Annotated in this window: 28 protein-coding genes; 8 read left to right on the top strand and 20 right to left on the bottom strand. The window is 71.7% G+C overall.

The window, feature by feature from the left end; all coding sequences use genetic code 11:
• Positions 1 to 17 precede the first annotated feature (17 nt).
• Entirely contained in the window at positions 18 to 242 is a 225-nt protein-coding gene (locus QQZ14_RS24535) for a hypothetical protein (protein ID WP_284537064.1), read from the top strand.
• A 63-nt stretch (positions 243 to 305) separates the two neighbouring features.
• Here the strand turns inward: QQZ14_RS24535 and erpA are convergent, their stop codons facing one another.
• Both erpA and QQZ14_RS24525 read right to left on the bottom strand, forming a co-directional pair.
• Positions 306 to 668 (bottom strand): iron-sulfur cluster insertion protein ErpA, encoded by a 363-nt coding sequence (erpA, locus tag QQZ14_RS24530; RefSeq protein WP_284537063.1) that lies wholly within the window; start codon positions 666 to 668, stop codon positions 306 to 308.
• Between the two features lie 86 nt (positions 669 to 754).
• The gene (locus QQZ14_RS24525) at positions 755 to 1825 is read right to left on the bottom strand and encodes a glycerate kinase family protein (protein ID WP_284537062.1); all 1071 of its coding nucleotides are present in this window, start codon (positions 1823 to 1825) and stop codon (positions 755 to 757) included.
• A gap of 33 nt (positions 1826 to 1858) precedes the next feature.
• On the opposite strand from QQZ14_RS24525, the gene QQZ14_RS24520 reads away from it, so the two are divergent.
• Both QQZ14_RS24520 and nadA read left to right on the top strand, forming a co-directional pair.
• Positions 1859 to 2752, top strand: a complete 894-nt coding sequence (locus tag QQZ14_RS24520; RefSeq protein WP_284537061.1) for a GNAT family N-acetyltransferase — start codon at positions 1859 to 1861, stop codon at positions 2750 to 2752.
• A gap of 35 nt (positions 2753 to 2787) precedes the next feature.
• Complete coding sequence (gene nadA / locus QQZ14_RS24515) at positions 2788 to 3972, top strand: quinolinate synthase NadA (RefSeq protein ID WP_284537060.1); 1185 nt, start codon at positions 2788 to 2790, stop codon at positions 3970 to 3972.
• Between the two features lie 9 nt (positions 3973 to 3981).
• Here nadA and QQZ14_RS24510 read toward each other — a convergent pair whose 3' ends face one another.
• From QQZ14_RS24510 to QQZ14_RS24485, 6 genes are all read right to left on the bottom strand, one after another.
• Complete coding sequence (locus tag QQZ14_RS24510; RefSeq protein ID WP_284537059.1) at positions 3982 to 5145, bottom strand: sensor histidine kinase; 1164 nt, start codon at positions 5143 to 5145, stop codon at positions 3982 to 3984.
• Between the two features lie 86 nt (positions 5146 to 5231).
• A complete protein-coding gene (locus tag QQZ14_RS24505) occupies positions 5232 to 6998 on the bottom strand; it encodes an efflux RND transporter periplasmic adaptor subunit (RefSeq protein WP_284537058.1) in 1767 nt (588 codons plus the stop codon).
• On the bottom strand, positions 6995 to 7861 hold the full coding sequence (locus QQZ14_RS24500) for a DUF5666 domain-containing protein (protein ID WP_284537057.1): 867 nt from the start codon (positions 7859 to 7861) through the stop codon (positions 6995 to 6997). The genes QQZ14_RS24505 and QQZ14_RS24500 overlap by 4 nt, the downstream gene beginning before the upstream one ends.
• Before the next feature lie 20 nt (positions 7862 to 7881).
• A complete protein-coding gene (locus tag QQZ14_RS24495; RefSeq protein ID WP_284537056.1) occupies positions 7882 to 9108 on the bottom strand; it encodes an ABC transporter permease in 1227 nt (408 codons plus the stop codon).
• A complete protein-coding gene (locus QQZ14_RS24490) occupies positions 9105 to 9797 on the bottom strand; it encodes an ABC transporter ATP-binding protein (protein WP_284537055.1) in 693 nt (230 codons plus the stop codon). Before QQZ14_RS24490 ends, QQZ14_RS24495 begins: the two co-directional genes overlap by 4 nt.
• Positions 9794 to 10963, bottom strand: coding sequence for an efflux RND transporter periplasmic adaptor subunit (locus tag QQZ14_RS24485; RefSeq protein ID WP_284537054.1), 1170 nt, complete (start codon positions 10961 to 10963; stop codon positions 9794 to 9796). The genes QQZ14_RS24490 and QQZ14_RS24485 overlap by 4 nt, the downstream gene beginning before the upstream one ends.
• A 298-nt stretch (positions 10964 to 11261) precedes the next feature.
• On the opposite strand from QQZ14_RS24485, the gene QQZ14_RS24480 reads away from it, so the two are divergent.
• The gene (locus tag QQZ14_RS24480) at positions 11262 to 11834 is read left to right on the top strand and encodes a DUF6461 domain-containing protein (RefSeq protein ID WP_284537053.1); all 573 of its coding nucleotides are present in this window, start codon (positions 11262 to 11264) and stop codon (positions 11832 to 11834) included.
• Between the two features lie 172 nt (positions 11835 to 12006).
• Here QQZ14_RS24480 and QQZ14_RS24475 read toward each other — a convergent pair whose 3' ends face one another.
• The gene (locus QQZ14_RS24475) at positions 12007 to 12363 is read right to left on the bottom strand and encodes a hypothetical protein (protein WP_284537052.1); all 357 of its coding nucleotides are present in this window, start codon (positions 12361 to 12363) and stop codon (positions 12007 to 12009) included.
• Here QQZ14_RS24475 and QQZ14_RS24470 point away from each other — a divergent pair.
• Positions 12344 to 13288 carry a hypothetical protein gene (locus QQZ14_RS24470; RefSeq protein ID WP_284537051.1) on the top strand — a complete coding sequence of 315 codons (945 nt, stop codon included), beginning with the start codon at positions 12344 to 12346 and terminating at the stop codon, positions 13286 to 13288. The two genes, QQZ14_RS24475 and QQZ14_RS24470, sit on opposite strands and share 20 nt — an antisense overlap.
• Positions 13260 to 13880 carry a hypothetical protein gene (locus QQZ14_RS24465; protein ID WP_284537050.1) on the top strand — a complete coding sequence of 207 codons (621 nt, stop codon included), beginning with the start codon at positions 13260 to 13262 and terminating at the stop codon, positions 13878 to 13880. Before QQZ14_RS24470 ends, QQZ14_RS24465 begins: the two co-directional genes overlap by 29 nt.
• Positions 13881 to 14014: 134 nt before the next feature.
• Here QQZ14_RS24465 and QQZ14_RS24460 read toward each other — a convergent pair whose 3' ends face one another.
• Complete coding sequence (locus QQZ14_RS24460; protein WP_284537049.1) at positions 14015 to 14584, bottom strand: AAA family ATPase; 570 nt, start codon at positions 14582 to 14584, stop codon at positions 14015 to 14017.
• Positions 14585 to 14699: 115 nt separating this feature from the next.
• Here QQZ14_RS24460 and QQZ14_RS24455 point away from each other — a divergent pair, with 115 nt between their 5' ends.
• Complete coding sequence (locus QQZ14_RS24455) at positions 14700 to 14981, top strand: hypothetical protein (RefSeq protein WP_284537048.1); 282 nt, start codon at positions 14700 to 14702, stop codon at positions 14979 to 14981.
• 170 nt (positions 14982 to 15151) lie between these two features.
• Here the strand turns inward: QQZ14_RS24455 and QQZ14_RS24450 are convergent, their stop codons facing one another.
• The 4 genes from QQZ14_RS24450 to QQZ14_RS24435 form a co-directional block, all read right to left on the bottom strand.
• Positions 15152 to 16519 (bottom strand): DUF222 domain-containing protein, encoded by a 1368-nt coding sequence (locus QQZ14_RS24450; protein WP_284537047.1) that lies wholly within the window; start codon positions 16517 to 16519, stop codon positions 15152 to 15154.
• 191 nt (positions 16520 to 16710) lie between these two features.
• Complete coding sequence (pspAB, locus tag QQZ14_RS24445; protein WP_284537046.1) at positions 16711 to 17289, bottom strand: PspA-associated protein PspAB; 579 nt, start codon at positions 17287 to 17289, stop codon at positions 16711 to 16713.
• A 5-nt stretch (positions 17290 to 17294) separates the two neighbouring features.
• Positions 17295 to 18218 carry a zinc metalloprotease HtpX gene (gene htpX / locus QQZ14_RS24440; RefSeq protein ID WP_284537045.1) on the bottom strand — a complete coding sequence of 308 codons (924 nt, stop codon included), beginning with the start codon at positions 18216 to 18218 and terminating at the stop codon, positions 17295 to 17297.
• Positions 18219 to 18296: 78 nt separating this feature from the next.
• The gene (locus QQZ14_RS24435; protein ID WP_284537044.1) at positions 18297 to 19082 is read right to left on the bottom strand and encodes a PspA/IM30 family protein; all 786 of its coding nucleotides are present in this window, start codon (positions 19080 to 19082) and stop codon (positions 18297 to 18299) included.
• Between the two features lie 138 nt (positions 19083 to 19220).
• Here QQZ14_RS24435 and QQZ14_RS24430 point away from each other — a divergent pair, with 138 nt between their 5' ends.
• Positions 19221 to 19832 (top strand): DUF3043 domain-containing protein, encoded by a 612-nt coding sequence (locus QQZ14_RS24430; protein ID WP_284537043.1) that lies wholly within the window; start codon positions 19221 to 19223, stop codon positions 19830 to 19832.
• 15 nt (positions 19833 to 19847) lie between these two features.
• On the opposite strand, the gene QQZ14_RS24425 is transcribed toward QQZ14_RS24430, so the two are convergent.
• The 6 genes from QQZ14_RS24425 to paaA are packed head-to-tail and all read right to left on the bottom strand — an operon-like array spanning position 19848 to position 24384.
• A complete protein-coding gene (locus QQZ14_RS24425) occupies positions 19848 to 20855 on the bottom strand; it encodes an aldo/keto reductase family protein (protein ID WP_284537042.1) in 1008 nt (335 codons plus the stop codon).
• A 13-nt stretch (positions 20856 to 20868) separates the two neighbouring features.
• Positions 20869 to 21942, bottom strand: coding sequence for a 1,2-phenylacetyl-CoA epoxidase subunit PaaE (gene paaE / locus QQZ14_RS24420; protein WP_284537041.1), 1074 nt, complete (start codon positions 21940 to 21942; stop codon positions 20869 to 20871).
• Between the two features lie 15 nt (positions 21943 to 21957).
• Positions 21958 to 22428, bottom strand: coding sequence for a 1,2-phenylacetyl-CoA epoxidase subunit PaaD (gene paaD / locus QQZ14_RS24415; protein WP_284537040.1), 471 nt, complete (start codon positions 22426 to 22428; stop codon positions 21958 to 21960).
• Positions 22425 to 23168: a 1,2-phenylacetyl-CoA epoxidase subunit PaaC gene (gene paaC / locus QQZ14_RS24410; RefSeq protein WP_284537039.1), complete on the bottom strand. Its 744-nt coding sequence runs from the start codon at positions 23166 to 23168 to the stop codon at positions 22425 to 22427. Before paaC ends, paaD begins: the two co-directional genes overlap by 4 nt.
• Positions 23165 to 23458 (bottom strand): 1,2-phenylacetyl-CoA epoxidase subunit PaaB, encoded by a 294-nt coding sequence (gene paaB, locus QQZ14_RS24405; protein ID WP_284537038.1) that lies wholly within the window; start codon positions 23456 to 23458, stop codon positions 23165 to 23167. The genes paaC and paaB overlap by 4 nt, the downstream gene beginning before the upstream one ends.
• A complete protein-coding gene (paaA, locus tag QQZ14_RS24400; protein ID WP_284537227.1) occupies positions 23455 to 24384 on the bottom strand; it encodes a 1,2-phenylacetyl-CoA epoxidase subunit PaaA in 930 nt (309 codons plus the stop codon). The genes paaB and paaA overlap by 4 nt, the downstream gene beginning before the upstream one ends.
• Positions 24385 to 24415 lie beyond the last annotated feature (31 nt).

The following is a 24415-nucleotide window of genomic DNA, read 5'->3' as shown; positions in this document are numbered from 1 at the left end:
CCCCTACCGTCGCTGGTATGAGCACTGAACCGACTCCCGGCCGGCTGGCGTACGACGACCCCGCCACCCCCGCCGAGATGAGCCGCGACTGCGAGGCCGTCCGCGCGGCGCTCCGCCCCGCGCCGTCGATCCACTACGCGGACTTCCCCCGCGAGGTGCCCAAGCGCGGCGAGATCGAGATCTCCGCCGCCGCCGCCCGGATCGCCGGGGCCCTCAACCTGCAGCTCGACGGCGACGCCTGAGCCGTCCCACGAACGCGCAGAAGCCCCGCCAGCACTGCTGGCGGGGCTTTCTGCTGAGTCAGCTCAGTGGAACGAGTCGCCGCAGGCGCAGGAGCCGGTGGCGTTGGGGTTGTCGATCGTGAAGCCCTGCTTCTCGATCGAGTCGACGAAGTCGATCATCGCGCCGTTGAGGTAGGGGACGCTCATCCGGTCGACGACGACGGACACGCCGTCGAAGTCGGTCACGACGTCGCCGTCGAGACTGCGCTCGTCGAAGAACAGCTGGTAGCGCAGTCCCGAGCAGCCGCCGGGCTGCACGGAGATGCGCAGCGCGAGGTCGTCGCGGCCCTCCTGCTCGAGGAGGCTCTTCACCTTGGTGGCGGCCACGGGGCTCAGGTTGATCTGGTCCGTACGGCGCTCGGTGGTGGTCTCGACCTGCTCGGTCATGTGGGGTTCTCCCAAGGTCGGTGGAAGGGGCGTTACTGGTTCAGCTACTGGGTCAATGGTCGCACACGGCCGGTTATTCCGGACCATCATCGTGACCAGGTCCGCGCGACCCGCTCCGCGAGGTCGGCCAGCGCCCCCGCCGGGTCCGCGAAGGCCCGGTCCTCCCCCACCAGCTCGACGAGCGAGTACGCCGACTCGATGCCCAGCGCCCGCATCTCCCGGGCCCCCACGAGCACCTGCCCGGCCAGCGCCACGCACGGTCGCACCGCCTCGGCCGCGATCTCGGCCACGCCGTAGGGCACCTTGCCGGAGCGGCTGGAGAAGTCGAAGGCGCCCTCGCCGGTGATCACGAGGTCGGCCGCCCGGGCCCGCTCCGGCAGGCGTACGGCGTCCGCCACCAGCCCGATGCCCGGCTCGCGGGTGCCGCCGAGCAGCAGCAGCGCGAACCCGAGGCCGCCCGCCGCGCCCGCCCCCTTCGACAGGGCCACCCGGCGGTCGGTGGCCACCGCCAGCTCCTCGAGCCACCCGTCGACGACCGGCAGCCGGTCCTCGGGGATGCCCTTCTGCGGCCCGAACACCTTGGCCGCGCCGAACAGCCCGGTCAGCGGGTTGTCGACGTCCGTGGCCGCCACCAGCGGCAGCGGGTAGTCCGGCAGCTCGACGCGGGAGACCCCGGCAAGCCCGGCGACGCCGGCGTCCAGCGGCCGGTCGGCGGTCGCGCCGAGGGCCGCCAGCAGGCCGGCGCCGCCGTCGTTGGTGCCGCTCCCGCCGAGCCCCACCACCACCCGTTGCGCCCCGGCGCGGGCCGCGGCGAGCAGCAGCTCCCCCACGCCGTACGTCGTCGCCGACTCCGCGCCCTCGCGCCCGGTCAGGTGCAGGCCACACGCCTGGGCGGCCTCGACGTACGCCGCGCCGCCCGCGAGCAGCAGGGTCGCCGGTGTCGGCTCGCCGTGCGGGCCGCGCACCGTGACCGCGAGCAGCTCGCCGCCGAGCGCGGCGTGCAGCACGTCCACGAAGCCCGGCCCGCCGTCGGCCATCGGCGCGAGGTCGAGCTCGTCGCCGGGGGCGCGGCGCTGCCAGCCGGTCGCGATCGCGTCCGCCGCCTCGACCGCGGTCAGCGTGCCGGCGAACTTGTCGGGGGCGACCAATATGCGCATGCCGCCATCCTCGCCGGTCCCTAAGGTCAGGGTGTGCCCGGCCCTGCGAACGATCTGGTGATCCGCCCGATGACCCCCGACGACGTGCCCGCGGCCGAGCGGGTCAGCGACGAGGGCTTCTTCGAGCTCGACTCCCGGATGCGGCGCACCCACGAGCCTGCCGCGGAGCGCCGGACCGACCCGCACCGGGCGGTCTGGCTCGAGCGGACGCGGCACCTCGTGCGGACCGACCCGGGCGGCTGCTGGGTCGCCGAGGACGGCACGGGCGTCATCGGGATGGCCACGTCGTTCCGGCGCGAGACGCTGTGGTGCCTCGCGACGTACGCCGTGCTGCCGGGCCGGCAGGGCCAGGGCATCGGCAAGCCGCTGCTGGCGGCGGCGCTGCAGCACGGCCGGGCCTGCACCCGCGGCATGCTCTCGGCGTCCGCGGACCCGAAGGCCGCCCGCGTCTACCACCAGGCCGGCTTCGAGCTGCACCCGCAGATGTCCATGTCGGGCACGGTCGACCGCTCCGCGATCCCGGTGGTCGAGAAGGTCCGTGACGGCAGCGCGTCCGACATCGACCTGATGGACTCGCTCGATCGGGCGACCCGGGGCGCCGGCCACGGCCCCGACCACGAGCTGATGCTGCGGACCTGGCGGCTGCTGGTGTCGGACACGACGACCGGGTCGGGCTACGCCTACCTCAACGAGCGCGGGATGCCCGCGCTGCTGGCCGCCTCCAACCGGCGTACGGCGACCCGGCTGCTGTGGGCCGCCCTGGCGGAGGGCCCGGAGCGGACCACGCTGGGCCACCTCACGCCCGCGAACCGGTGGGCGCTCGACGTCGGGTTCGCGAGCCGGCTCGAGCTCCAGCAGGAGGGATATCTCGGCCTCCGCGGGATGAAGCCGCCCGCGCCGTACGTTCACAGTGGTGCCCTGCTCTGACGGGCCGGCACCCTCGCGAGAATAGGATCGAGCCCATGACGACCGTCGACCTCCCGCTGCTCCCCCTCGGCCGCGGCACCGATCTCACCAGCGAGCGTGGCGTGGAGTGCCCGGGCGACCTGCCTCCGGCGTCCGACCCGAGCCTCGTGGCGCGGGCCCGCGCGGCCAAGGACGCGCTGGGCGACAAGGTCTTCATCCTCGGCCACCACTACCAGCGCGACGAGGTCATCCAGTTCGCCGACGTCACCGGTGACTCCTTCAAACTGGCCCGGGACGCCGCCGGCCGGCCCGACGCCGAGTACATCGTGTTCTGCGGCGTGCACTTCATGGCCGAGTCGGCCGACATCCTGACCGGCCCCGGCCAGCAGGTGATCCTGCCCGACCTGGCCGCGGGCTGCTCGATGGCCGACATGGCCCGGCTCACCCAGGTCGAGATGGCGTGGGAGGCGATGACCGAGGCCGGGATCGCCGACTCCGTCGTGCCGGTCACCTACATGAACTCCTCGGCCGACATCAAGGCGTTCTGCGGCCGCAACGGCGGCGTCGTGTGCACGTCGAGCAACGCCGAGGTCGCGCTCGAGTGGGCGTTCGCACAGAAGGCCGACGCCCCGGGCGGCGCGAAGGTGCTCTTCCTGCCCGACGAGCACCTGGGCCGCAACACCGCGGTGCAGAAGATGGGCCTCACCGTCGACGACTGCGTGGTCTGGGACCCGCACCTGCCCGGCGGCGGCCTGACCGCCGAGCAGCTGCGCGACGCGACGATGATCCTCTGGAAGGGCCACTGCTCCGTGCACGGCCGCTTCTCCCCCGAGGTCGTCGACGAGCTGCGCGCGACGATCCCCGACGTGCAGATCCTGGTGCACCCCGAGTGCCGCCACGAGGTCGTCCTCAAGGCCGACCTGGTCGGGTCCACGGAGTTCATCATCCAGACGATCGAGGCCGCCCCGGCCGGGTCGAGCTGGGCGATCGGCACGGAGCTCAACCTCGTCAAGCGGCTCGCCACCGCCCACCCGGACAAGAACATCTCGTTCCTCGACAAGACCGTCTGCTACTGCTCCACGATGAACCGCATCGACCTCCCTCACCTGGTGTGGGCGCTCGAGTCGCTCGTCGCCGGCACGGTCGTCAACCGGATCGAGGTCGACCCGGACACCGAGAAGTGGGCGCTGGTGGCGCTGGAGCGGATGCTGGCGCTGCCCGGCAAGACCCACAAGGACTGACCGGGCGCGCTACGCCGGCAGCTCGAACCACGCGCAGGTGCCGCCGTACGCCGCGTCCGTGAGCCCGATGCGGCCGCCGTGCGCCTCGACGATGCGCCGGCAGGTCGACAGCCCGATCCCGGAACCCTCCACGCTCTCGTCGATGCGCGCCAGCGGCGCGAACACCCGGTCCCGCTGGTCCTCCGCGATCCCCGGGCCGCGGTCGCACACCTCGACCCGCCACCGGTCCCGGATCAGCACGGAGTCGACCTCGACGTGCGCCGGCTCTCCCGGCCGGGTGAACTTCAGCGCGTTGGCCACCAGGTTCTGCAGCACGGCCCGGAGCTGCACGGGGTCGCCCACCACCGTGGGCAGCTCTCCCACGACGAGCGTGGTCCCCACGAGCGCGGTGGCCAGGTCGGCGTGGACGTCCGCGAGCACGGCCGCGAGATCGACCGGCACCCGCTGCAGCTCGGCCCCGACGCGGGCGTAGGCCAGCAGGCCGTCGATCAGGCCCTGCATCCGCTCGGCGCCGCCGAGCGCCCGCTGCAGCAGGTACGCCATCGCGCCGTCCTCGCTCGGACGCTTGTCGAGCTCCTCACCGATCAGCCGCAGCGACAGCGACACCGCGGCGAGTGGGTTGCGCAGGTCGTGGGCCACCTGGCCGGCGAAGGCGGCCAGCTGCTCGTTGGAGCGCTTCAGCTCACGGGTCCGCAGCTCGAGCTCGAGCAGGTCGACGACGCGGTCGGCGAGGCCGGCCAGTGCGCGCTCCTGCTCGTCGCTCAGCTCGCGCGGGACGGTGTCGAACACGCAGAGGGACCCGATCACCACGTCCTCGGGCGTCACCAGCTGGTGGGTCGCGTAGAACCGCACGTCACCGAGCACGCCCGTCACGAACGGGTTGTCGCGGAACCGGTCGTCCCGGCTGGCGTCCGGCACCACCACCGGCGCACCCTCGTGCAGCACCAGGTTGCACATCGAGTCCTCGCGCGCGCAGATCGAGGCCTCGAACCCGTGCGTCGCGATCTGGTGCTGGGCGGTGTCGGTGATCAGGTTGATCGTCGCCATCGGCACCCGCGCCACCTGGGCGGCGATCTCGACGAGCGCGAGCAGGTCGGCCCGGGGCGGCTCGGTCAGGACGTGGTACTTGCCGATCTCGGCGACGCGCGGCAGGTCGAGGTCGGTGGTCGTCACGTGCTCAGCCCCCCACCAGGTCCCGTCGGTCCCCCCGACCTGGCCAATCTAGTACGCCGTGGGGCATCCCGGCGCCGGATGACCGGTCACCGCTGGAATGTCACCGGCCCACCGCCCGGGCCGGCCGGACCGGTGCCGAACTGCGGACCGCCGCCGAGGTCGGAGCCGAACCCGCCCAGGCCCGTATCGCCGGTGTCGCCCGTCGGGACCGCGGCCCCCAGGTCGGCGACCACGACCTCGTCACCGGCCGACAGGCCCTCGCTGACCTCGATCCGGGTCGCCCCGACGAGCCCCGTCGTCACCGGCGTCGCCGTCGCCGTGCCGTCGCGCAGCACCGTGACCACACCGTCGCGCACCGCGGAGGCGGGCACCGTCACGACGTCGTCCGCGGCGCCGACCACCACGTCGGCCGTCGCGGTCGCGCCCGTCGGGAGCACCACGCCCCGCCTGTCCAGCGTGATCGTCACCGGGTACGTCGTGCTCCCCGACGACGTGTCGGGCAGGGCGCCGATCGCGGTGACGCTCGCCGGGTAGGAGCGGGATGCGCCCGCCGCGGTGACCTCCGCGCGCTGGCCCACCTCGAGCTGCCGCACCTGGGTGTCGGTGACCGCCACCTCGACGGTCGTGGTCCCGGGGGCGACGACCGTCGCCACCACGTCGCCGGCCGCGACCGTGTCCCCGGCCGCGACGTCGAGCGCCGCCACCCGCCCCGCGTGCGGGGCCCGGACCGTGGCCGCCGCCAGTGACTGCCGGGCGGTGACCAGGTCGGCCCGCGCCTGGTCGATCGTCGCCTGGTCGCGGGCGAGCGTCGCGGCGGTGACGGTCACCGTCGCGCTCTGGTCGGTCGGGGTGTCCTGGATCGGGGTGTCCTGAGCGGGCGTGCCCTGGCTCGGGGTGTCCTGGGTGGGGGTGTCCTGGGTGGGGGTGTCCTGGGCGGGCTGCTCGGTCGGGTCCGCACCGCTGCTGGAGCCGAGGGACTCGATCGCGGCCGTGAGCGTGTCCGTCAGCTGCCCCAGGGCGGCCTGGAGCGCGTCCTGGGCGGTCGCGACCGTGTCCTGGGTGGCCTGCACCGTCGCGAGCGCGGTCGCGCAGGCCTCGTCGGCCGGGTCCGGGTCGGGTGCGTCGCTGGGGTCGTCGCTGGGGTCGGCGCTGGGGTCGTCGCTGGGGTCGGTGCCGGGGTCGCTCTCGTAGGCGTTCGCGCAGGCGTCGGTCTGGGCGGTGAGTGCGACCTTCGCGTCCGCGATCGCGGCAGAGGCGGCCGACTGCGCCGTCACCACCGCCTGCTGCTGGGTGGCGAGCTCGGCCAAGGGGTCCGGTGCCCCGGGGTCATCGGTCGGGTCCTGGCTCGGGTCGGCGGACGGCTCGGTCGTCGGGTCCGCGCTCGGCGAGGACTGCTGGCCCGAGGAGCCCGACGATCCCGAGGAGGTGCTGGCGGAGTCGCTGGAGGAGTCGCTGGAGGAGGCGGCGCTCACCGTGTCGGCCTGGGCCTCCTCGTCCGCCTCCAGCTGCGCCCGGGCGGCGGCGAGGTCGGCGCGGGCCCGGTCGACCGCGGTGCGCAGGCTGTGTCGGTCCAGGCGGGCCAGCACGTCCCCGGCCCGGACCCGCTCGCCGACCTCCACCGGCACCGCGGCGATCGTGCCGTCGGCGCCGACCTGGAGGTCGGCGGTCCCCGACGGGGTCAGCGTGCCCGCGAGGGCCAGGGTCTGCTCGACGTCCGCGACCTCCGCGACCGCCGTGCGGTACGCCGCGTCCGCGTCTCCGGCCGCGTACGCGGCGTACCCCCCGCCCACGAGCCCGACCACCGCGACGACCGCGAGGCCGCGACGGAGGCGTCGCCCACGCGGCGACGTCACTGGTCCTCCCCCGGACGCACCGAGAGGACCCGGATCCCGCACTCGCCGTCGACGGGGTCGGTGACGCTGACCCGGTCGGCGGTGACCGCTCCGGTCGAGTCGGTGTCGCCGGTGGCGCTCACGCAGCGGCCGACCTCGAGCGCAGTGGCGTCGGCGTCGGCCATCCGGCTGTAGGTCGTGGCCTCGGCCACCGTCACCTCGACCGACGTCGCGTCGTCCTCCCCCGGGAGCGTCGAGGACACGGTGAACCCGTCGGCCGACACCGCCACCACCTCGCCCGCGGTGCCCCCCATCCGTGCCTGCATGTCCGACGGCATGTCGCTGGGCATGTCCGACGGCATGTCCGACGGTATGTCGGATGGCATGTCCGACGGCATGTCGGAGGGCCCGCCCGACCCCATCCGGGGGCCGCCGCCGAACCCGGCGCCGCACCCGTCGTCGGTGGCCTCGGTGATCCGCACCGCGGTGGCCGCGACCGGCTCGCCGTCCTCTGCTCCCGTGTCGGCTCCCGTGTCGGACTCGACCATCACGCACGAGCCGACCGTGACGTCCGCCAGCGTGGCCCTCACCTGCTGGGTGAAGGCCGTCTTCGCGGTCCAGGAGACCGCGACCTGGCCGGAGGTGTCGCTCTGCACCTGCATGGTCCTCCCGCTGATCGCCGCGACCTCGCCGGAGGCGCCGGGCAGCGTCCCGGGCCCGGCCTGGTCGGCACTCGGCGCGGCACCCTGCTGGTCGGTCGTGGCACCGGAGTCGTCGGTGGCGGTCGCGTCGTCTCCGCCACAGGCGGTGAGCGAGGCGGCCAGCAGCACCGCCGAGGCGGTCACGAGGAGGGAGGTGCGGACCCGGTGGATGGCGGGGTTCATGGTGGTGACCTTTCGGGACGTCATTCGCTGCGCAGGGCGTCGATCGGGGTGAGCCGGGCGGCCCGGCTCGCGGGGTAGACACCGAAGCCGATGCCGAGGGCGAGAGCGGTGCCGATCGCGCCGAGGGTGGCGACGACCGAGACCGCGACGGGCTGGTCGATGAGGCCGGGCAGCACCTGCGCGCCGAGCACGCCGAGGCCGACCCCGAGCACCCCGCCGGCCAGGCCGAGCACGGAGGCCTCGACGAGGAACTGGCGGCGGATCACCCGAGGGGTGGCGCCGAGGGCCTTGCGGAGCCCGATCTCGCGGACCCGCTCGGTGACCGAGACCAGCATGATGTTCATGACGCCGATGCCGCCGACGAGCAGCGAGATCGCGGCGATCCCGCCGAGCAGCACGGTGAGCGTCCGGTTGGTGGAGTTCGCGGTCTCGACGAGCGAGTCCTGGGTGGCGATGCTGAAGTCCGCGTCGCTCTCGGCCACTCCGTGGAGGTTGAGCAGCAGCGCCTGCACCTCCTGGTACGCCGCACCCAGGGTCTCGGCGGACGCCGCCTCGACGTAGATCGTCGAGACCGACGACCCGCTCGCGCCGGTGACCAGCTTGGCGGTGCCGATCGGCATCACGGCGACGTCGTCCTCGCTGCTGCCGCTCGAGGACGAGCCGGTCGAGGCGAGCACGCCGATCACGGTCAGCTCGGTCCCGTCGACGATGACCGTCTGGCCGACCGGGCTGCCGAAGGAGAACAGCTCGCTCGCCGTGTCCGGACCCAGCACGACGACGTTCGCGGTCTGCTCGACCTCCGCGTCGGTGAAGAACCGGCCCGATGACAGCTCGCGGGCGCGCACGCCGAGCCAGGAGGTCGTCGTCCCGGCCACCGAGGTGGTCCAGTTGGTCTCCCCCGCGGTGAGCGAGACGGAGCCGGAGGTGGTCGGCGCGACCGCCGCCGCGTCCGGCACGACGCTGTCGTCGCCGATCGCGGCCGCGTCCTGGAGCGTGAGGGTCGAGGCCGAGCCGAACCCGCCGCGCAGGCCCGAGGAGTCGGTGCTGCTCCCCGGCGAGACGATCAGCAGGTTGCTGCCGAGCGCGCTGATCTGGTCCTTGACCTGGTTCTGGGCGCCCTGGCCGAGCCCGACGGTGAGGATCACCGAGGAGATCCCGATGACGATGCCGAGCATCGTGAGCGCCGAGCGCAGCCGGTGCGCGCGCACCGCCTCCACGCCGGCGCGGAACGTCTCCAGCCAGCTCACCGGACCACCTCGCGGCGCTCGTCGGAGGTGATCCGCCCGTCGCTGATCACCAGGCGCCGCCCGGCGCGGGCGGCGACGTCGTGCTCGTGGGTGATCAGCACGATCGTGCGGCCGGCACCGTGCAGCTCGTCGAGCAGGTCGAGCACATCGGCGGTCGACGAGGAGTCGAGGTTGCCGGTGGGCTCGTCGGCCAGGATGATCGCCGGCTCGGTCACGAGCGCCCGGGCGACGGCGACCCGCTGCTGCTGGCCTCCGGAGAGCTCACCGGGGCGGTTCTCCGTCCGGTCGGCCAGCCCGACCCGGGCCAGCGCCGCGTGCGCCCGCTCCCGGCGCTCGGCGCGCCCGAGCCCGGCGTACACGAGCGGCAGCTCGACGTTGCGCCACGCCGGCAGCATCGCGAGCAGGTTGAACTGCTGGAAGACGAACCCGATCCGCCGGTTGCGCACCTCCGCGAGCTGCGCCTCGGACATCACCGACACGTCCTCGCCGGCGAGCAGGTAGGTGCCCTCGGTCGGCACGTCGAGGCAGCCGAGCACGTTCATCAGCGTCGACTTGCCGGAGCCGGACGGTCCGAGCACGGCAACGTACTCCCCCGACCCGATCCGGATGTCGATCCCGCACAGCGCCTCGAACTCGATGCTGCCCGAGCGGTAGGTCTTGCGGACCCCGTCGAGCTCGATCGTGCTCACTGGCCGGGGCCGATCACGATGGGGCCGCCCTGCTGACCGCCGGGCAGCTGGCTCATGTCGGGCAGGCCGCCCTCGCCGAACCGCTCCTCCAGCGAGCCGCCGTCGTCGCCGCCGCTGCTGCCACCCGGGACGAACGACGGGATCTCGACCACGTTCCCCTCCTCGAGGCCGGAGGTGATCTCGGTGGACATGCCGTACGCCGTCCCGACCTCGACCGGGGTCCTCACCTCGTCGCCGTCGACGATCCTCGTGACGTAGGTGCCGCCGTCCTCGTCGGTCTCCAGCGCGCGGCTGGGCACCGTGAGGACGTCGGCGTGCTGCTCGACCACGATCGAGGCGTCGGCGGAGGTGCCGGCGTACAGGTCCGTGCGCTTGCCGGTGACCTCGATCGTCACCGGGAAGACCGCGGCCCCGCTGCTGCTCGTCTCGGCGACCAGCCCGACCGACGACACCGTGCCGTAGACGGTCTCGGTCACCCCGGTCGGCGTGATCTCGGCCTGGAGCCCCTTCTTCAGCCGCTCCACGTCGCTGCTGGCGACGGTCGCGTCCACGACGTAGTGGCCGGTCGAGACGAGTGTGACGGCGCTGGTGCTCGTGCTGGCGTCCGCGGTCGGGTCGGTGCCCGAGGACCCGCCGACCACGTCGCCGACCGCCAGGTCGAGGGAGACCACGGTGCCGGCGATCGTGGCCCGCAGGGTCGCGTCGGCCACCGCCTGCTTGGCCTCCACCAGTGACGCCCGGGCGGCCACGATCGCGGCCTGGTCGGCGGCGAGCTGGGTGTCGGAGGCGTCGGCGTCCTCGTCGTCGTCGAGCTGGGAGTACGCCGCCGCCAGGCTGGCCGCGGCCGCGGTCCGGTTGGCGACCAGGGCGTCGTCGTCGACCCGGGCCAGCGCCTGCCCCTTGGTCACCCGGTCGCCCTCCTCGACGTACACGTCCGTGACCGTCCCCGAGACCTCGAAGTCGAGGTCCGCGCTGTGCCGGGGCTCGATGGTCCCCGAGGCGGTCACCGTGTCCTTCATGGTCGTGGCGGTGACCGTGTACGTCGTCGGCTCGGTCGCCGCCGACGAGTCCCGGGTCATCAGCCAGGCGCCACCTCCCCCGGCCACGACGAGGGCGAGGGGGACGACGAGCCAGGAGCGGCGCCGGCCGCGCAGCGGATTCCACACGGGCAGGACTCTCGTGGTCCGGCCTGTGCCGGACGTGGGGTCTCCCTGTGGGACACCTGTGCCTCGGCGGCCCGCGTCACCTTCGGCGCCAGATCGCACCTAGGGTGCAGCAGTCGGGCCTCTACTCGCCCACCACCTTCGATTGGCGGGCGTCCTGGGGCATCCCGCCGCGTCGGACGCACGGATCTGCCGATGAGCGAGCACAGCTCGTGATGGAGGTTCCGCGCATGGCGAACCCGTCCACTGCCGCTTACCGGTGGCTGGAGGATGACACGACCGCGTACTCGATACCGGGTGTTTGACGGTCGCGTGTGGCATCGGAACAGAGAGCGCGCTGATCGCCATGGGCGCCGGTCCGCACCAGGCAACGCCCGTCGCCAAGGCACAGCTCGCCGACGGGGTCGCTTGGGTATCGACGGCAGGTCCCAGCGCTGGACTGCCCAAGGACACCGTTGTGCTGGTTGAGGACAACGGATGGCAAGGCGTGCGACCCGAAGTCCTTTCACGACTGTCGAAGCCCAGCAAGGCGGCATCGGTCTCTTGGAACGTCAACGGCCTGTTGATGTTTTCGTGCGCTCGCCGAGGCGAGATCGTCTCAACCGTTGATCTCTGGGACCCGGATGCCGCCGGAGAACTGCCTGCGGCACTTCGACACCTCTGGGAGCGCGGTCCTGACACCGATGAGCCACTGGCCGCAGCCATGACTCTCGTTGAGAAGTACACCGGGGTCGCGGTTCCACCAGCGCCTGAGGTCATTCAGCCCACGATCGCCTTCCCTATCACCTCACCGGTTCTTGGCCACCCGGTCACCAGGGACGAACTCCTCGCTCTCAAGTACCCAGGAGCGGCGGAGGGGCCCCGCCGCGGGTGAGCGCGCAGCCTTGAAGGTGCTGCTGCGTCAAGACGCCGGGGCCTGCCGGTCGATCCCGCCAAGGTGAAGACCAGGTTTAGATAGAGCCCTCGGCGGGAAGGTCGTGCGCATCAACAGGTCCGGTCACCTGCGGCGGCCGGCTTTCAGATCTCGGGGGATTCACCATGCTTCTTCACCGCAGAGTTCGGCGCGCCCACCGGTACACGGCTGCGGGCGCGGCCACCCTTCTCACGCTCTCGTTGGCCGCGACGGCTGCGCTGCCATCGAGCGCGACGGCAGCGGCCGCGGCGTGCGCGCGGGACGCGTCCGCCGTGTCCGGGTTCGTCGGCAACGGTTCGAATCCGCTCTCCGGGGCGGCGATCGAGCTGTACGTCGACCCGGACGTGTCAAGAATGAAGGTTGGCCAGTCGGCGAGCGCGACCCGCCTCGGCACCGCCACGACCGACGACAACGGCTGCTTCCAGATCCCGGCGTCCACCACCTGGGCATCGTCTGCGACAGGCGATGTCATGGACATCCGGGCGTTCATCCACCGACCCGACCAGCTCGAGCTGCGCCTCATCCACGTCTCGCTCGGGAAGTCGGCGGCCGGCGACCCGACCGTCTCCCCTCTCGACGACGCGTCCGGCTCCTCGGCTGCCGCCCGCAAGAACGTGTTCGAGACCTTCACCGGCTCCGAGACCACCAGCTCGCCCACCCCGGCAGCATCCGCGGGGAGCTCGACCGCTGACGCACGGCTTGTGCCGGCACGGGCCACGACCTCGCCCGCATCGGCGTTCGTTGACGACCCGGTCCTGGCGCGCGGTGGCGGCGGTGTCCGTTGGACGATGGTGAACGACTTCGGGAAGCGCCCGGTCTTGGTGGGCCAGTGGTGGAGCACCAACCCGGGGACGATGCAGCGATGGGTCTACAGCAAGGGTGCAACGAGCGCGCTGGAGGCCGCGTTCACCCTGGCTGGCGACAACGGCGAGTACAAGCACAGCGAGACCAACACAAGCTCGTCAACCGGCTCCGTGGGGTTCCCGAAGGTGAACGGGAAGGCTGGGAAGTTCTTCTACTCGTTCTTCAAGTACGGACGCTTCAAGGCCGAGGAGTACGACTACGCGACCGGGAAGTGGTACTACATCGGCCACTGGGTCAGGCGCACCCACTGGGCGAAGGGCCAGGATGACGCCAGCGGCATCAAGGTCCCGGCCACCAAGCCGAAGAACTGCGCGCCCTACCTGCCCGGCGGCGACGACACGACCGAGAAGAGCACGGCGGTCACCTGGACCAACGGCGTCAACCTGTCCGGCACGATGAAGGGCATCCTCGGATCGGTGTCCCTGTCCTCCCGGACCGGCTTCAGCACCACCGCAACCAACTACGTGCTGTTCCACAAGAGAGGTCGACTCTGTGGCGTCTTCGGCGACTTGCACAAGCCGGGTGCGCTCGTGGCCCGGCTCCCGAGCTAACAAGCCCGTGGGACTTGGTCGGGTCGCGGCGGCCATCACGGCCGCCGTGGCCCTCGCCTGCAGCACGGCTGCCTGCGACGATTCCCAAGGGGCCGACCCCCAGGCGTCCGACGCGCTCTACCCGGTTGGTGACAAACACCAGCTGTGTGCCCCGTCGAAGCGTTGGACCACGTTCACCGAAGGGTTCGACGCGTTCGGGAACCGCGGACCGGCGCCGGTCACCATCGAGAAGGTCGACTGGCCAACCACCGGGGACGTGAAGGCTGACTCGATCCAGGTGTTCCAGCGTCAGCCTCAAGACCGGTTCTCAGCCCTGGGCCTGGTCGAGGGCCTCCCGGAGAAGCTCACCGGCAGTCCCGGCCGGGCCTGGCAGCGCTCTCAACCCGCCGACGGCGCCGCCCTCGAACTCGCCGACCCCGACACCGGCGGCTACCTGCTGTTCGCGATCGGCGTCCGCGGCACTGAGGGGACCGGCGGGCCGCTCACCATCCACTACACCGACGGTGACGGTCACGCTGGAACCGCAACGTCACTCATCACGTTGAGCATCACCAACGACTGCCAAGCTGCCCACAGCGACTCCGACGGCTGAGCTAGACAAACAATGCGCTTCTTGGGCGCACGTTTCCCACGTCTGAGTGCCCTGAGCCGATGGAGCGGCGATCCGCCCCGGACGTCCGGACATGCCGAGGACGGTGAGTGTTGCGAACTGCCGGTGAGTGCGCATCACCTCGGATGGGGACTCGCCACGTACCTGAGACAGTGTGCAAGGGTGACGTCGACCACGGAGGTGTCGACGAGCAGTCGGGGCCCGTCGACCGCGTCGCTCCAATCGTCGTACTCCATCTCCAGGATCTGCTCCCAAGTGGGACCCACATACCCGTTGGCTTGACGGTACTCAACCCGGAGACGGTGCTCCTCCTGATCGGACAGCGTCATCTCCAACTGAACCAGGTGGGCCTGGTTCGCCTCGGCGACACCGCGCCACAAGGCTCTCCGTTCGTGCGTCGCGTGCACCCCGTCGACCACCACAGGAACGCCCACGCCTAAGTTCTCGGCCGCGACCTCGCGGGCAATGCCGTACGCCACACGCCCGGCTTCGGCGCTGTCCTCAGTGAGACCTTCGAGAAGCATCGGAGCAGCGATCGCATCGGCGCGCAGATATGCAGCCCGCAGCCGACCAGCAAGCGCCCTTCCAATCGTGGTCTTGCCTGTGCCGGGTAGGCCCGCCAACACGACAAGCACGCCGCGGAAGTTCGGTCCCGGAGGAGTGCTCTGGTCGCTGATCCCGTTCACCGCGGCATTCTCGACGATCCTTCGTGGGAACGCACGGACATGCCGCTGTCCGGTTAGTCGCAAAGTTGCCGTCGACGCCTGCGATCGCGGGTGACACGGAAGTAACGTCGCCCTTATGCCCCAGCAGTCGACGCGCCAAGCTGCTCGCGAGAGGGTCGCGGCCTACCACGAGTCCCAGCTCGGCCAGCTCATCGAACACGTCGCCAAGTCTGCCGACCGCTTCAGGGCCGGCGAGCTCGACGCCTTTGAGACCGACGAGGTCATCTTCCAGTACACCCGAGCCGCGAAGGAGCTATGGAAGTTCTGCAACCAGTCCGACGTCGAGTTCACCGCCTCGCTGATTGACGGAGACGCGCCGATCGACTGGTGGGAACGAGGAGCTCCACGCCGACGATGAGCCGCACCGACACGAGAGCTGATGGCGGGCCGTCCGATTACTGCAAGGACTATTAGAGACCCGCAATGACTCACGATCCAGGGCCGTGACACCAGCGTCTTATCGCCGCCAAGGACACGACCACGAGCATCGACGCTGCCTTCGGAGATGCGGCCCCGATCCCCGTGGGATCAGGCGGCGTGGTGGTGTTCGGGTGGGGGTGGGTAGTCGAGCTCGATGTCGATGGGTGAGTGCCACAGCTCGACGACGACCGGTCGGCGGGCGCGGGGACCGGCAGTGCCGGGGAGCCGGCGGGTGCCGGTGTGATCGACGAGGTAGAACGCGCCGTGAGGGTCGCGCCAGACGTAGATCCCGGGGAACGGCTGCCGGACGTCCCAGCCAGGCGCATGGGTCTTGACCCGGTGATGTCGCCTGGACATCGGGCCGTAGTTGCCGACACCGCTGACCCCGCCGCGTGCGTGCGGGGTGGTGTGGTCGATCTCCATCGACCGGGAGGTGCAGGAGGCGAAGGGGAAGGTGTCGGCCGGCGTCATCAGATGCACGGCCCGACGATGTCGATCCGGGATCTCGTAGGCATCCACCGGCGCCTGCCCGGCAAGATCCAACACCGGCCGGACCGTGAACCGCGCCCGTGGCCCGAGCACCTCTCGCAGCCAGGTCTCGGTGAGCGGGCCATGCCCCTCGACCCGCACGACGGGTTCGCGGTCGGGGCCGGCGTAGGTGTGCACGAACAGCTGCACCCCCGGCAACAGATCGGCCAGGTCGGTCTCGTCGGGCTTCCCGGAGACGAGGAGCAAGAACGCGTGCACCCGCCGCTCGTCGTCGGTCTGCAGGTGCGGGGCGTCCGGCATGGTCTCCGCGAGCCGGCGGGCGCGGGTGGTGACGTAGTCGTCGATGGCCTCGATGGTCGCGATGTCGGCGCGGACCAGGAACGACCCCATGCCATGCGCGTCGTCCACCCGGGTGTGAGTCTTCTTCGCGAACCGCGCCTTCGCCGCCCGCTCCTCCTTCTCCCGCGCCAGGTCGGGGGCGGCCTGGGCGACCTTCGCCGCCACCAGCACCTCGAACCGCGACCACGGAATCCGTCCGTCCGCGGACTCGGTCACCCCGGCGTCCACGTGGGCGGCCTGCTCCAGGGACAGCTCGCGAGACCTCGTCGCCACGAACCGGGCGTAGGAGGCGCGGACCTCGCCGGCCTGGACCCGGGCCCACAGCTGCGGGAGCCGGTGCTGCAGATCCAACGCGTCCCCGATCAACGACGCCGCCGCCGCAGGTGATCGGCCGATCCGCGCGCCGAACTCCGCCGCCGCGAACTCACTGACGTCCGGTGTCCCGTCCCCGCCCCAGTGCTTCGCGCGCTCCCGGCCGGGCTTGTGCGCGTCCGCGGGGTCCAACGCGATGCCGGGGTGCGCAATCGCCCACTGGTAGGCCAAGCGGAGCAGGTCGGTCTCCGCACGCTGCAGGCTCAGCGCGCACGCGCCTGCGGCGTCGAGGATCTGCTCCTCCGACATCTCCGTCCAGGCGTCCGCTGTGACCATGACCACAGTCAAACAGAGGGCACCGACAGTGCCCCGGGGCGACGTCTGCCCAGGTCAGAGCCCACAGACCGAGGCGGCCGGACGGTGGTTTCGAGGCTCGCTTCGCTCGCACCTCAACCACCGGCATCGCTTCGCTCGCACCTCAACCACCGGCATCGCTTCGCTCGCACCTCAACCACCGGGATCGAGCGCTACAGCCCTGGAGCACCCCAGACCGCCAGCCACCGGCCGAGGTCCTGCTCCATCGGCAGCTCGCCGGCGAGCGTGTCGCGCACCTGGATCTCGAGCAGGTTGTCGCGCTGCCGGTCCGCGCCGGGCTTGGGCGCGAACGCGTAGAACGTGCCCTGCTTGTAGAGGTAGACCAGCCCGAGCCGGCGGCCGGACACGTCGGCGAACGGCACCAGCGAGCACAGCAGCCCGGTGCCGAAGCCCTGGGCCTCGAGCGCGGTGTTGACCGCGTGCAGGTCGGTGCACAGCCCGGCGGTGTCGGACGGATCCCGGTGGGCGACGAGCCAGGTGAAGCCGTACTCGTCGCGCGAGACCTGTACGGCGGGGGCGTCCGGGTCGGCATCGAGCAGCGCGACGACGTCGTCCTGGGTCTCCTGGAAGGCGGCCCCGGCGGCGGCGCGGTAGCAGACCGACCCCTCGCCCGTGGGCGTGAGACCGATCGTCGTCTGCAGAGTGATCGCCGCGCTCGGCACGAGGAACAGCGAGTCGAGGTTCGCTGCCTTGGGCCGGCTGCGCCCGGCGATGACGTCCCAGAAGCCCATCGGCGCTAGGCCGCGGGGCGGCCGAGCTCGGCCTGGATCTTGGCGAGCTGCTCGAGGCGCTGCTCGAGGGTGGGGTGGGTCGAGGTCAGCGTGCGCAGCGAGACGCCCTGGACGGCCGGGGCGATGAAGAACGCGTTCATCGCGCTCGCCTGACGCAGGTCGCGCTGCGGGATCTGGTTGATCTCGCCGGTGATCTTCTGCAGTGCGGACGCCAGGGCGTGGGGCTTCATCGTGAGGTAGGCGCCGGCCCGGTCCGCCGACAGCTCGCGGTAGCGCGAGAGCAGCTTGAGCAGCAGGAAGCTGATCGCGTAGGTGACCAGGCTGACCACCAGAACGACGAGCCAGACCGGCAGGCCGTTGTTGTTGTTGTCGCGGCGCCCGCCGCCGAAGAACGCGCCGTACTGCGCGCCGCGGGTGAGCATCCCCGCGACGATGCCGGCGCTCGAGGCTGCGGTCATGACCAGCACGTCGCGGTGGGCGACGTGGGAGAGCTCGTGGGCGAGGACGCCCTCGAGCTCCTCGGCCTCGAGCCGGCGCAGGATGCCGGTGGTGACCACCACGACGGAGCGCTGCGGGGACCGGCCGGTGGCGAACGCGTTGGGGAGGTCGGTGTCGGCGACGCCGACACGGGGCTTGGGCATGTCGGCGAGCGCGCAGAGCCGCTCGATCATGTCGTGCAGCTCGGGCGCCTGCTCCCGGCTGACCTCGCGGGCCCGCATCGCCTTCATCGCGACGGTGTCGGACTTGTACCACTGGAACCAGACGACGCCGAGCCCGATGACTCCGATGAGGACCACGATGCCTGGAGAGCTCCAGAACACGCCCATCAGGATCGCGATCAGCCCGACGAACAGGGCGCCGAGCAGGAACATCACCAGCGTCATCCGGGCGGTCAGCCCGGCGTCACCGACGAAACGAGTGCGTGCCATGTCGTCCATTCTCCCCGATGTCACCAAGGGGTCAGCGGCACCCGCGAATCGGGTGTCACCTGTGAGAACGGACCGCGGTCAGCCCTGGTTCCCCTCGGTGGACTCCTTCTCCGGCTCGGCCTGGAGGATCGCGCCACCGGTCTCGGCGGGCTCGATCGCCTGCGGGCCGCTGCCGGCCTTGAGTGCCGCCAGCTCGGCCTCGACGTCGGCCTGCGAGCTCATCGCGTCGAGCTCGCGGGCGATGTCGTCGCCCGCCCCGACCGCGCTGACGTCGTCGAGCGCACCGGAGGCGATCAGCTCGTCGATCGCGCCGGCCCGGGCCTGCATCTGCGCGGTCTTGTCCTCGGCGCGCTGGATGGCCGCGCCGACGTCGCCCATCTCGTCGCCGATGCCGGACATCGCCTCGTTGATGCGGGTCTGCGCCTCGGCCGCGGTGTAGGTGGCCTTGATCGTCTCCTTGCGGGTGCGGAAGGCCTCGACCTTCGCCTGCAGCCGCTGCTGCGCGAGGGTGAGCTTCTCCTCCTCGCCCTGCAGCTGGGCGTGCTGCGTGCGCAGGTCGTTGATCTGCGTGGTGAGCCCGGACTTGCGGGTCAGCGCCTCGCGCGCCAGGTCCTCGCGGTTCATCGAGATGGCCTTCTGGGCCTGGTCCTGGAGCTTGCCGGACTGCTGCTCGAGCTGGTTGATCTGGAGCTCGACGCGCTTGCGGCTGGTCGCGACGTCCGCGACGCCCCGACGCACCTTGGAGAGCAGCTCGACCTGGCGCTGATAGCTGTAGTCGAGGGTCTCGCGCGGGTCCTCGGCGCGGTCGAGAGCCTTGTTGGCCTTCGAGCGGAAGATCAGGCTGATGCGCTGCCACATACCCATGAGGACGGATCCCTCTCCAGTGATGCTGAGTCGTTCGGGGTCGTTCGCCGGCGGTGCGCCGGTCTGAGGCAACAGCCTAGGCTCAAACGCAAGCACGTGCGACGCCGCCGGTAGTCTGGTGCCGATCTGCACCCACCCATGTCCGACCCCGTGTTAGGCCGCCCGTTGTTCCGTCGCAGCAAGTCCGAGACCACCACCCCCGAGACCACCGCCACCAAGGTCGGGGGCAAGGGGCGTCCGACCCCCACCCGGCGCGAGGCCGAGGCGGCCGCCAAGGCTCGCGCCAAGGTGCCACGCACCCGCAAGGAGCAGGTCCGCGCCCAGCGCGCGGCCCGATCGCAGTCGAGCCAGTCGGTCCGCCAGGCGATGAAGTCCGGCGACGAGCGCTACTACCCCGACCGCGACCGCGGCCCGGAGCGGCGCTTCATCCGCGACTACGTCGACAGCCGGTTCTCGCTGATCGAGCTGGTCATCCCGCTGCTGCTGGTGACGATGATCCTGGGCTACTCCGGCAACCGCGCACTCGCCAACGTCGGCAACACCGTGCTGCTCGTGACCGTGCTGCTGGTGCTGCTCGACATGGTGGTGCTGCGCTTCCGGCTGCGTCGCGAGATCACGCGTCGCTTCCCCGACAGCCCGACCAAGGGCCTCACCTACTACGCGATCACCCGGGCGCTGCAGATGAAGTTCATGCGGCTGCCCAAGTCCCGGGTCAAGATCGGCCAGCAGCTCCCCGACGACTACCGCTGAGCCGCGGCCGCGCTCTCAGGCGAGGTCGCGGCGGCGCGGCGTCCGCGTCTGGGCGGGGTCGCGCTCCACGATCGGCCCGACCGCCTCGTCGATGGCCTTCAAGGTGGCCTCGTCGAGGCGTACGCCGGCGGCCTTGACGTTGTCGGTGACCTGCTCGGGCCGGCTGGCGCCGATGATCGCCGCGGACACGTTGCTGTTCTGCAGCACCCACGCGACGGCCAGCTGCGCCATCGTGAGACCGGCCTCCTCGGCGACCGGCCGCAGCAGCTGGACCCGCTCGAGGACGTCGTCCTGCATCCAGCGGCCGATCATGTTCGCGCCGCCCTTCTCGTCGGTGGCGCGCGAGCCCTCCGGCGGCGCCTGGCCGGGCAGGTACTTGCCGGTCAGCACGCCCTGGGCGATCGGCGACCAGACGATCTGCCCGATGCCGAGCTCCTCGCACCTCGGGACGACCTCGGACTCGATGACCCGCCAGAGCATGGAGTACTGCGGCTGGTTGGAGACCAGGGAGATCTTCAGCTCCCGGGCCAGCTCGTGCGCCGCCCGGATGTCCTCGGCGCGCCACTCCGAGACGCCGATGTAGAGCGCCTTGCCCTGGCGCACGACGTCGGCGAAGGCCTCCATCGTCTCCTCGAGCGGCGTCTCGTCGTCGTAGCGGTGCGCCTGGTAGAGGTCGACGTAGTCGGTGCCGAGCCGGGTGAGCGAGGCGTTGATCGACTCCATGATGTGCTTGCGCGACAGGCCGTGGTCGTTGTGCTTGCCGGGCCCGGTCGGCCAGTAGACCTTGGTGAAGATCTCCAGGCCCTCACGGCGCTCGCCCGTCAGCGCGCGCCCGAGCACCGACTCGGCCGCGGTGTTGGCGTAGACGTCGGCGGTGTCGAAGGTCGTGATGCCCTCGTCGAGAGCCTGCCGGACGCAGGCGGTCGCGGCGTCCTCCTCGACCTGCGACCCGTGGGTCAGCCAGTTGCCGTACGCGATCGCCGAGATCTTGAGCCCACTGCTGCCGAGGTTGCGAATCTCCATGCTCCGACACTAGTCAGGCGTCGAAGTCGACCACCACGCGGTCCGACGTCGGGTGCGACTGGCAGGTGAGGACGTAGCCGCGCTCGATCTCGTCGGGCTCGAGCGCGTAGTTGACGTCCATCGCCACGCTGCCCTCGACGACCCGCGCGCGGCAGGTCCCGCAGACGCCGCCCTTGCACGCGAACGGCAGGTCGGAGCGCACCCGCAGCGCCGCCTCGAGGACCGGGACGTCGTCCGGCCTCAGGTCGAGCTCGGAGGAGCGCCCGCCGAGCCGGATCGTCACCCGGGCGGCGCCCTCCGGAGCACCCTCGAGGACCGCGACCGGAGCCCGCTCGACCGGGTCGGCGTGGAACAGCTCGCTGTGCACGTGCCCGGCGTCGACCCCCAGCCGGTCGAGCGTCGCGCGCAGCTCGGTCACCAGCTGCTGCGGCCCGCAGAGGTACCACTGGTCGACGTCCGCCGGCGGCATCAGCGCGGCCAGGATCCGCTCGAGCCGGGCGCCGTCGAGCCGGCCGGAGAACAGCTCCACGTCCTGGGCCTCCCGCGAGAGCACGTGCACGACCTGGAGCCGGGTCGGATAGGCGTCCTTGAGGTCGTGCACCTCGTCGAGGAACATCACCGAGCGGTGGGTGCGGTTGGCGTAGATCAGCAGCACCGACGACTCCGGCTCGCCCTCGAGGATCGCCGAGACGATCGAGAGCACCGGCGTGATGCCGGAGCCGGCCGCGATCGCGACGTGGGTACGCCGGGCCGTGGGGTCGAGCGCGACCGTGAACCGCCCCGCCGGCGTCATCACCTCCAGGTGGTCCCCGACCCGGAGCCCGCCGAGCACGCCCTCGCTGAACGCCCCGCCGGGCAGCCGCTTCACCCCGATCCGCAGCACCCGCGACGACGGGGCCGTGCAGATCGAGTAGGACCGGCGCACGTCGCCCACGTCACCGGCGCCGCCCCGGATCGAGACGTGCTGGCCGGGCTCGAAGACGAACTCACCGGCCAGCGCCTCGGGCACCTCGAAGGTCAGCGCGACCGCGTCGTCGGTCAGCTCGTCGATCGCCGCGACCCGCAGCGAATGGAGGGCCGCCGGCACCTCAGATCCACCCCATCAGAGGGCCTTGAAGTGGTCGAACGGCTCCCGGCAGCTGCGGCAGACCCACAGCGACTTGCAGGCGGTGGAGCCGAACCGGCTCGACTCCCGGGTGTCCAGCGACCCGCACTGCGGGCACCGCACGGCGAGCGGGAGGCCGACCGGACCCGTGCCCGGCGGCGCGACGCCGTACGCCCGCAGCTTCTCCTTCGCCTCGTCGGTCATCCAGTCGGTGGTCCAGGCGGGCGCGAGCACGAACTCCACGTCGACCCGCTGGTAGCCGGCCCCGGTGAGCGCGTCGACCAGGTCCGTGCGGATCGTCTCCATCGCCGGGCATCCGGAGTACGTCGGCGTGATCTGCACGTGCACGCGGCCCTGGTCGTCCTCGGTGACGTCGCGCAGGATGCCGAGGTCGGCGATCGTCACCACCGGCAGCTCGGGGTCGGGCACGTCGGCGGCGATCTTCCAGGCGCCGGTCTCCCGCGTCACCACGTCGCCCCCGGGTGCGACCGGTGCAGGTGCTGCATCTCCGCCAGGAGGTAGCCCAGCTCCTCGGTGTGCAGCCCGTGGCGGCCACCGCCACGGGCGCGGGCCACCTGCGGGACGCTCAGCGTGGCCTCGGCGAGGACCGCCTCCACCGTCGTGAGCACGGCGGGCCGGAGCACGGCCGGGTCGACCACGGCACCCTCGACCGGGCCGAACAGCTCGTCGACGTAGGGCCACTCCGTCTCGAGCGCGGCCTGCATCCGGGCGTGCGACTCCTCGGTGCCGTCGCCGAGCCGCACCACCCAGTGGGCCGCGTGGTCGAGGTGGTAGGCCACCTCCTTGACGGCCTTGCCGGCGATCGCGGCCAGCGTCGGGTCGCTGCCGGCCGCGAGCGCGGCGTACAGCTCCGACTGCCAGGCCGAGAACAGCAGCAGGCGGGCCATCGCGACGCCGAAGTCGGTCTGCGCGCGCTCGACGAGCCACACGTTGCGGAACTCGCGCTCGTCACGCAGGTAGGCGAGGTCGTCCTCGGTCCGGCCGGCGCCCTCGACCTCACCGGCGTACGTCAGCAGGGTGCGGGCCTGGCCGAGCTGGTCGAGGCCGATGTTGGCGAGCGCGAGGTCCTCCTCCAGCTGGGGGGCGCGGCTGATCCACCAGCCCAGCCGTTGGGCGGAGACCAGCGCGTCGTCGGCGAGGCCGAGGACGTAGGAGAAGAGACCAGCAGAACTGGGTGGGGTGATCACAGGTGCTCGACCCCCTCGGGGACGTCGTAGAACGTCGGGTGGCGATAGACCTTGTCGGCCGCGGGGTCGAAGAACGACTCACGCTGGCCGGCCTCGGAGGCCACGATCTGTGCCGACGGCACGACCCACAGCGAGACGCCCTCCTGGCGTCGGGTGTAGACGTCGCGGGCGTTGCGCAGCGCCATCTCGGCGTCCGGCGCGTGCAGCGAGCCGACGTGCACGTGGGACAGCCCGCGGCGCGAGCGCACGAACACCTCCCAGAGCGGCCAGTCCTTGACGCTGTTCGTCACGCTGCCCCCTCCCTGGTCCGCGCAGCGTGCTTCGCCGCGTAGGCGGAGGCCGCCTCGCGCACCCAGGCGCCGTCCTCGTGGGCGCGCACCCGGTGCGCCATCCGCTGGGCGTTGCACGGGCCGTTGCCCTTGATCACCTCGAACAGCTCGGTGAAGTCGATCGGACCGGAGTCGTAGTGGCCGCGGTCGGCGTTCCAGCGCAGCTCCGGGTCGGGCAGGGTCAGCCCGAGGGCCTCGGCCTGGGGGACGGTCATGTCGATGAACCGCTGCCGGAGCTCGTCGTTGGAGAACCGCTTGATCCCCCATGCCATCGACTGCTCGGAGTGCGGCGAGTCGGCATCCGGCGGCCCGAACATCATCAGCGCCGGCCACCAGTAGCGGTCGACGGCGTCCTGGGCCATCGCCCTCTGGGCGGGCGTCCCGTGCGAGAGCGTGTGCAGGATCTCGAAGCCCTGCCGCTGGTGGAACGACTCCTCCTTGCAGACCCGGATCATCGCCCGGGCGTAGGGCCCGTAGGAGCAGCGGCACAGCGGCACCTGGTTGACGATCGCGGCGCCGTCGACGAGCCAGCCGATCGCGCCGACGTCGGCCCAGGTGAGCGTCGGGTAGTTGAAGATCGAGGAGTACTTCTGCCGGCCGGTGTGCAGCTGGTCGAGCAGGTCCTCGCGGTCCACGCCGAGCGTCTCGGCGGCGGCGTACAGGTAGAGGCCGTGCCCCGCCTCGTCCTGCACCTTTGCCATCAGGATCGCCTTGCGGCGCAGGCTGGGCGCCCGGCTGATCCAGTTGCCCTCGGGCTGCATGCCGATGATCTCGGAGTGCGCGTGCTGGGCGATCTGGCGCACGAGCGTGCGCCGGTAGTCGTCCGGCATCTCGTCGCGCGGCTCGACCCGGCCGTCGTCGGCCAGCAGGTCCTCGAAGCTCGACATGGGGGTCACGCGGGCACGCTACCACCGCGTG

Source organism: Nocardioides sp. T2.26MG-1 (assembly GCF_950101795.1).
In the GTDB taxonomy this organism is placed as follows: Bacteria; Actinomycetota; Actinomycetes; order Propionibacteriales; family Nocardioidaceae; genus Nocardioides.
The sequence above is the reverse complement of the archived record's forward strand: the minus strand, read 5'-3'. Positions and strand labels throughout refer to the sequence as shown.

Coding starts and splice junctions, on each gene's coding strand:
- QQZ14_RS24535 (WP_284537064.1), top strand. CDS start 18: ATGAGCACTGAACCGACTCCCGGCCGGCTGGCGTACGACGACCCCGCC.
- erpA (WP_284537063.1), bottom strand. CDS start 668: ATGACCGAGCAGGTCGAGACCACCACCGAGCGCCGTACGGACCAGATC.
- QQZ14_RS24525 (WP_284537062.1), bottom strand. CDS start 1,825: ATGCGCATATTGGTCGCCCCCGACAAGTTCGCCGGCACGCTGACCGCG.
- nadA (WP_284537060.1), top strand. CDS start 2,788: ATGACGACCGTCGACCTCCCGCTGCTCCCCCTCGGCCGCGGCACCGAT.
- QQZ14_RS24500 (WP_284537057.1), bottom strand. CDS start 7,861: ATGAACCCCGCCATCCACCGGGTCCGCACCTCCCTCCTCGTGACCGCC.
- QQZ14_RS24470 (WP_284537051.1), top strand. CDS start 12,344: ATGGACATCCGGGCGTTCATCCACCGACCCGACCAGCTCGAGCTGCGC.
- QQZ14_RS24475 (WP_284537052.1), bottom strand. CDS start 12,363: ATGAACGCCCGGATGTCCATGACATCGCCTGTCGCAGACGATGCCCAG.
- QQZ14_RS24455 (WP_284537048.1), top strand. CDS start 14,700: ATGCCCCAGCAGTCGACGCGCCAAGCTGCTCGCGAGAGGGTCGCGGCC.
- QQZ14_RS24450 (WP_284537047.1), bottom strand. CDS start 16,519: ATGGTCACAGCGGACGCCTGGACGGAGATGTCGGAGGAGCAGATCCTC.
- pspAB (WP_284537046.1), bottom strand. CDS start 17,289: ATGGGCTTCTGGGACGTCATCGCCGGGCGCAGCCGGCCCAAGGCAGCG.
- htpX (WP_284537045.1), bottom strand. CDS start 18,218: ATGGCACGCACTCGTTTCGTCGGTGACGCCGGGCTGACCGCCCGGATG.
- QQZ14_RS24435 (WP_284537044.1), bottom strand. CDS start 19,082: ATGGGTATGTGGCAGCGCATCAGCCTGATCTTCCGCTCGAAGGCCAAC.
- QQZ14_RS24430 (WP_284537043.1), top strand. CDS start 19,221: ATGTCCGACCCCGTGTTAGGCCGCCCGTTGTTCCGTCGCAGCAAGTCC.
- QQZ14_RS24425 (WP_284537042.1), bottom strand. CDS start 20,855: ATGGAGATTCGCAACCTCGGCAGCAGTGGGCTCAAGATCTCGGCGATC.
- paaA (WP_284537227.1), bottom strand. CDS start 24,384: ATGTCGAGCTTCGAGGACCTGCTGGCCGACGACGGCCGGGTCGAGCCG.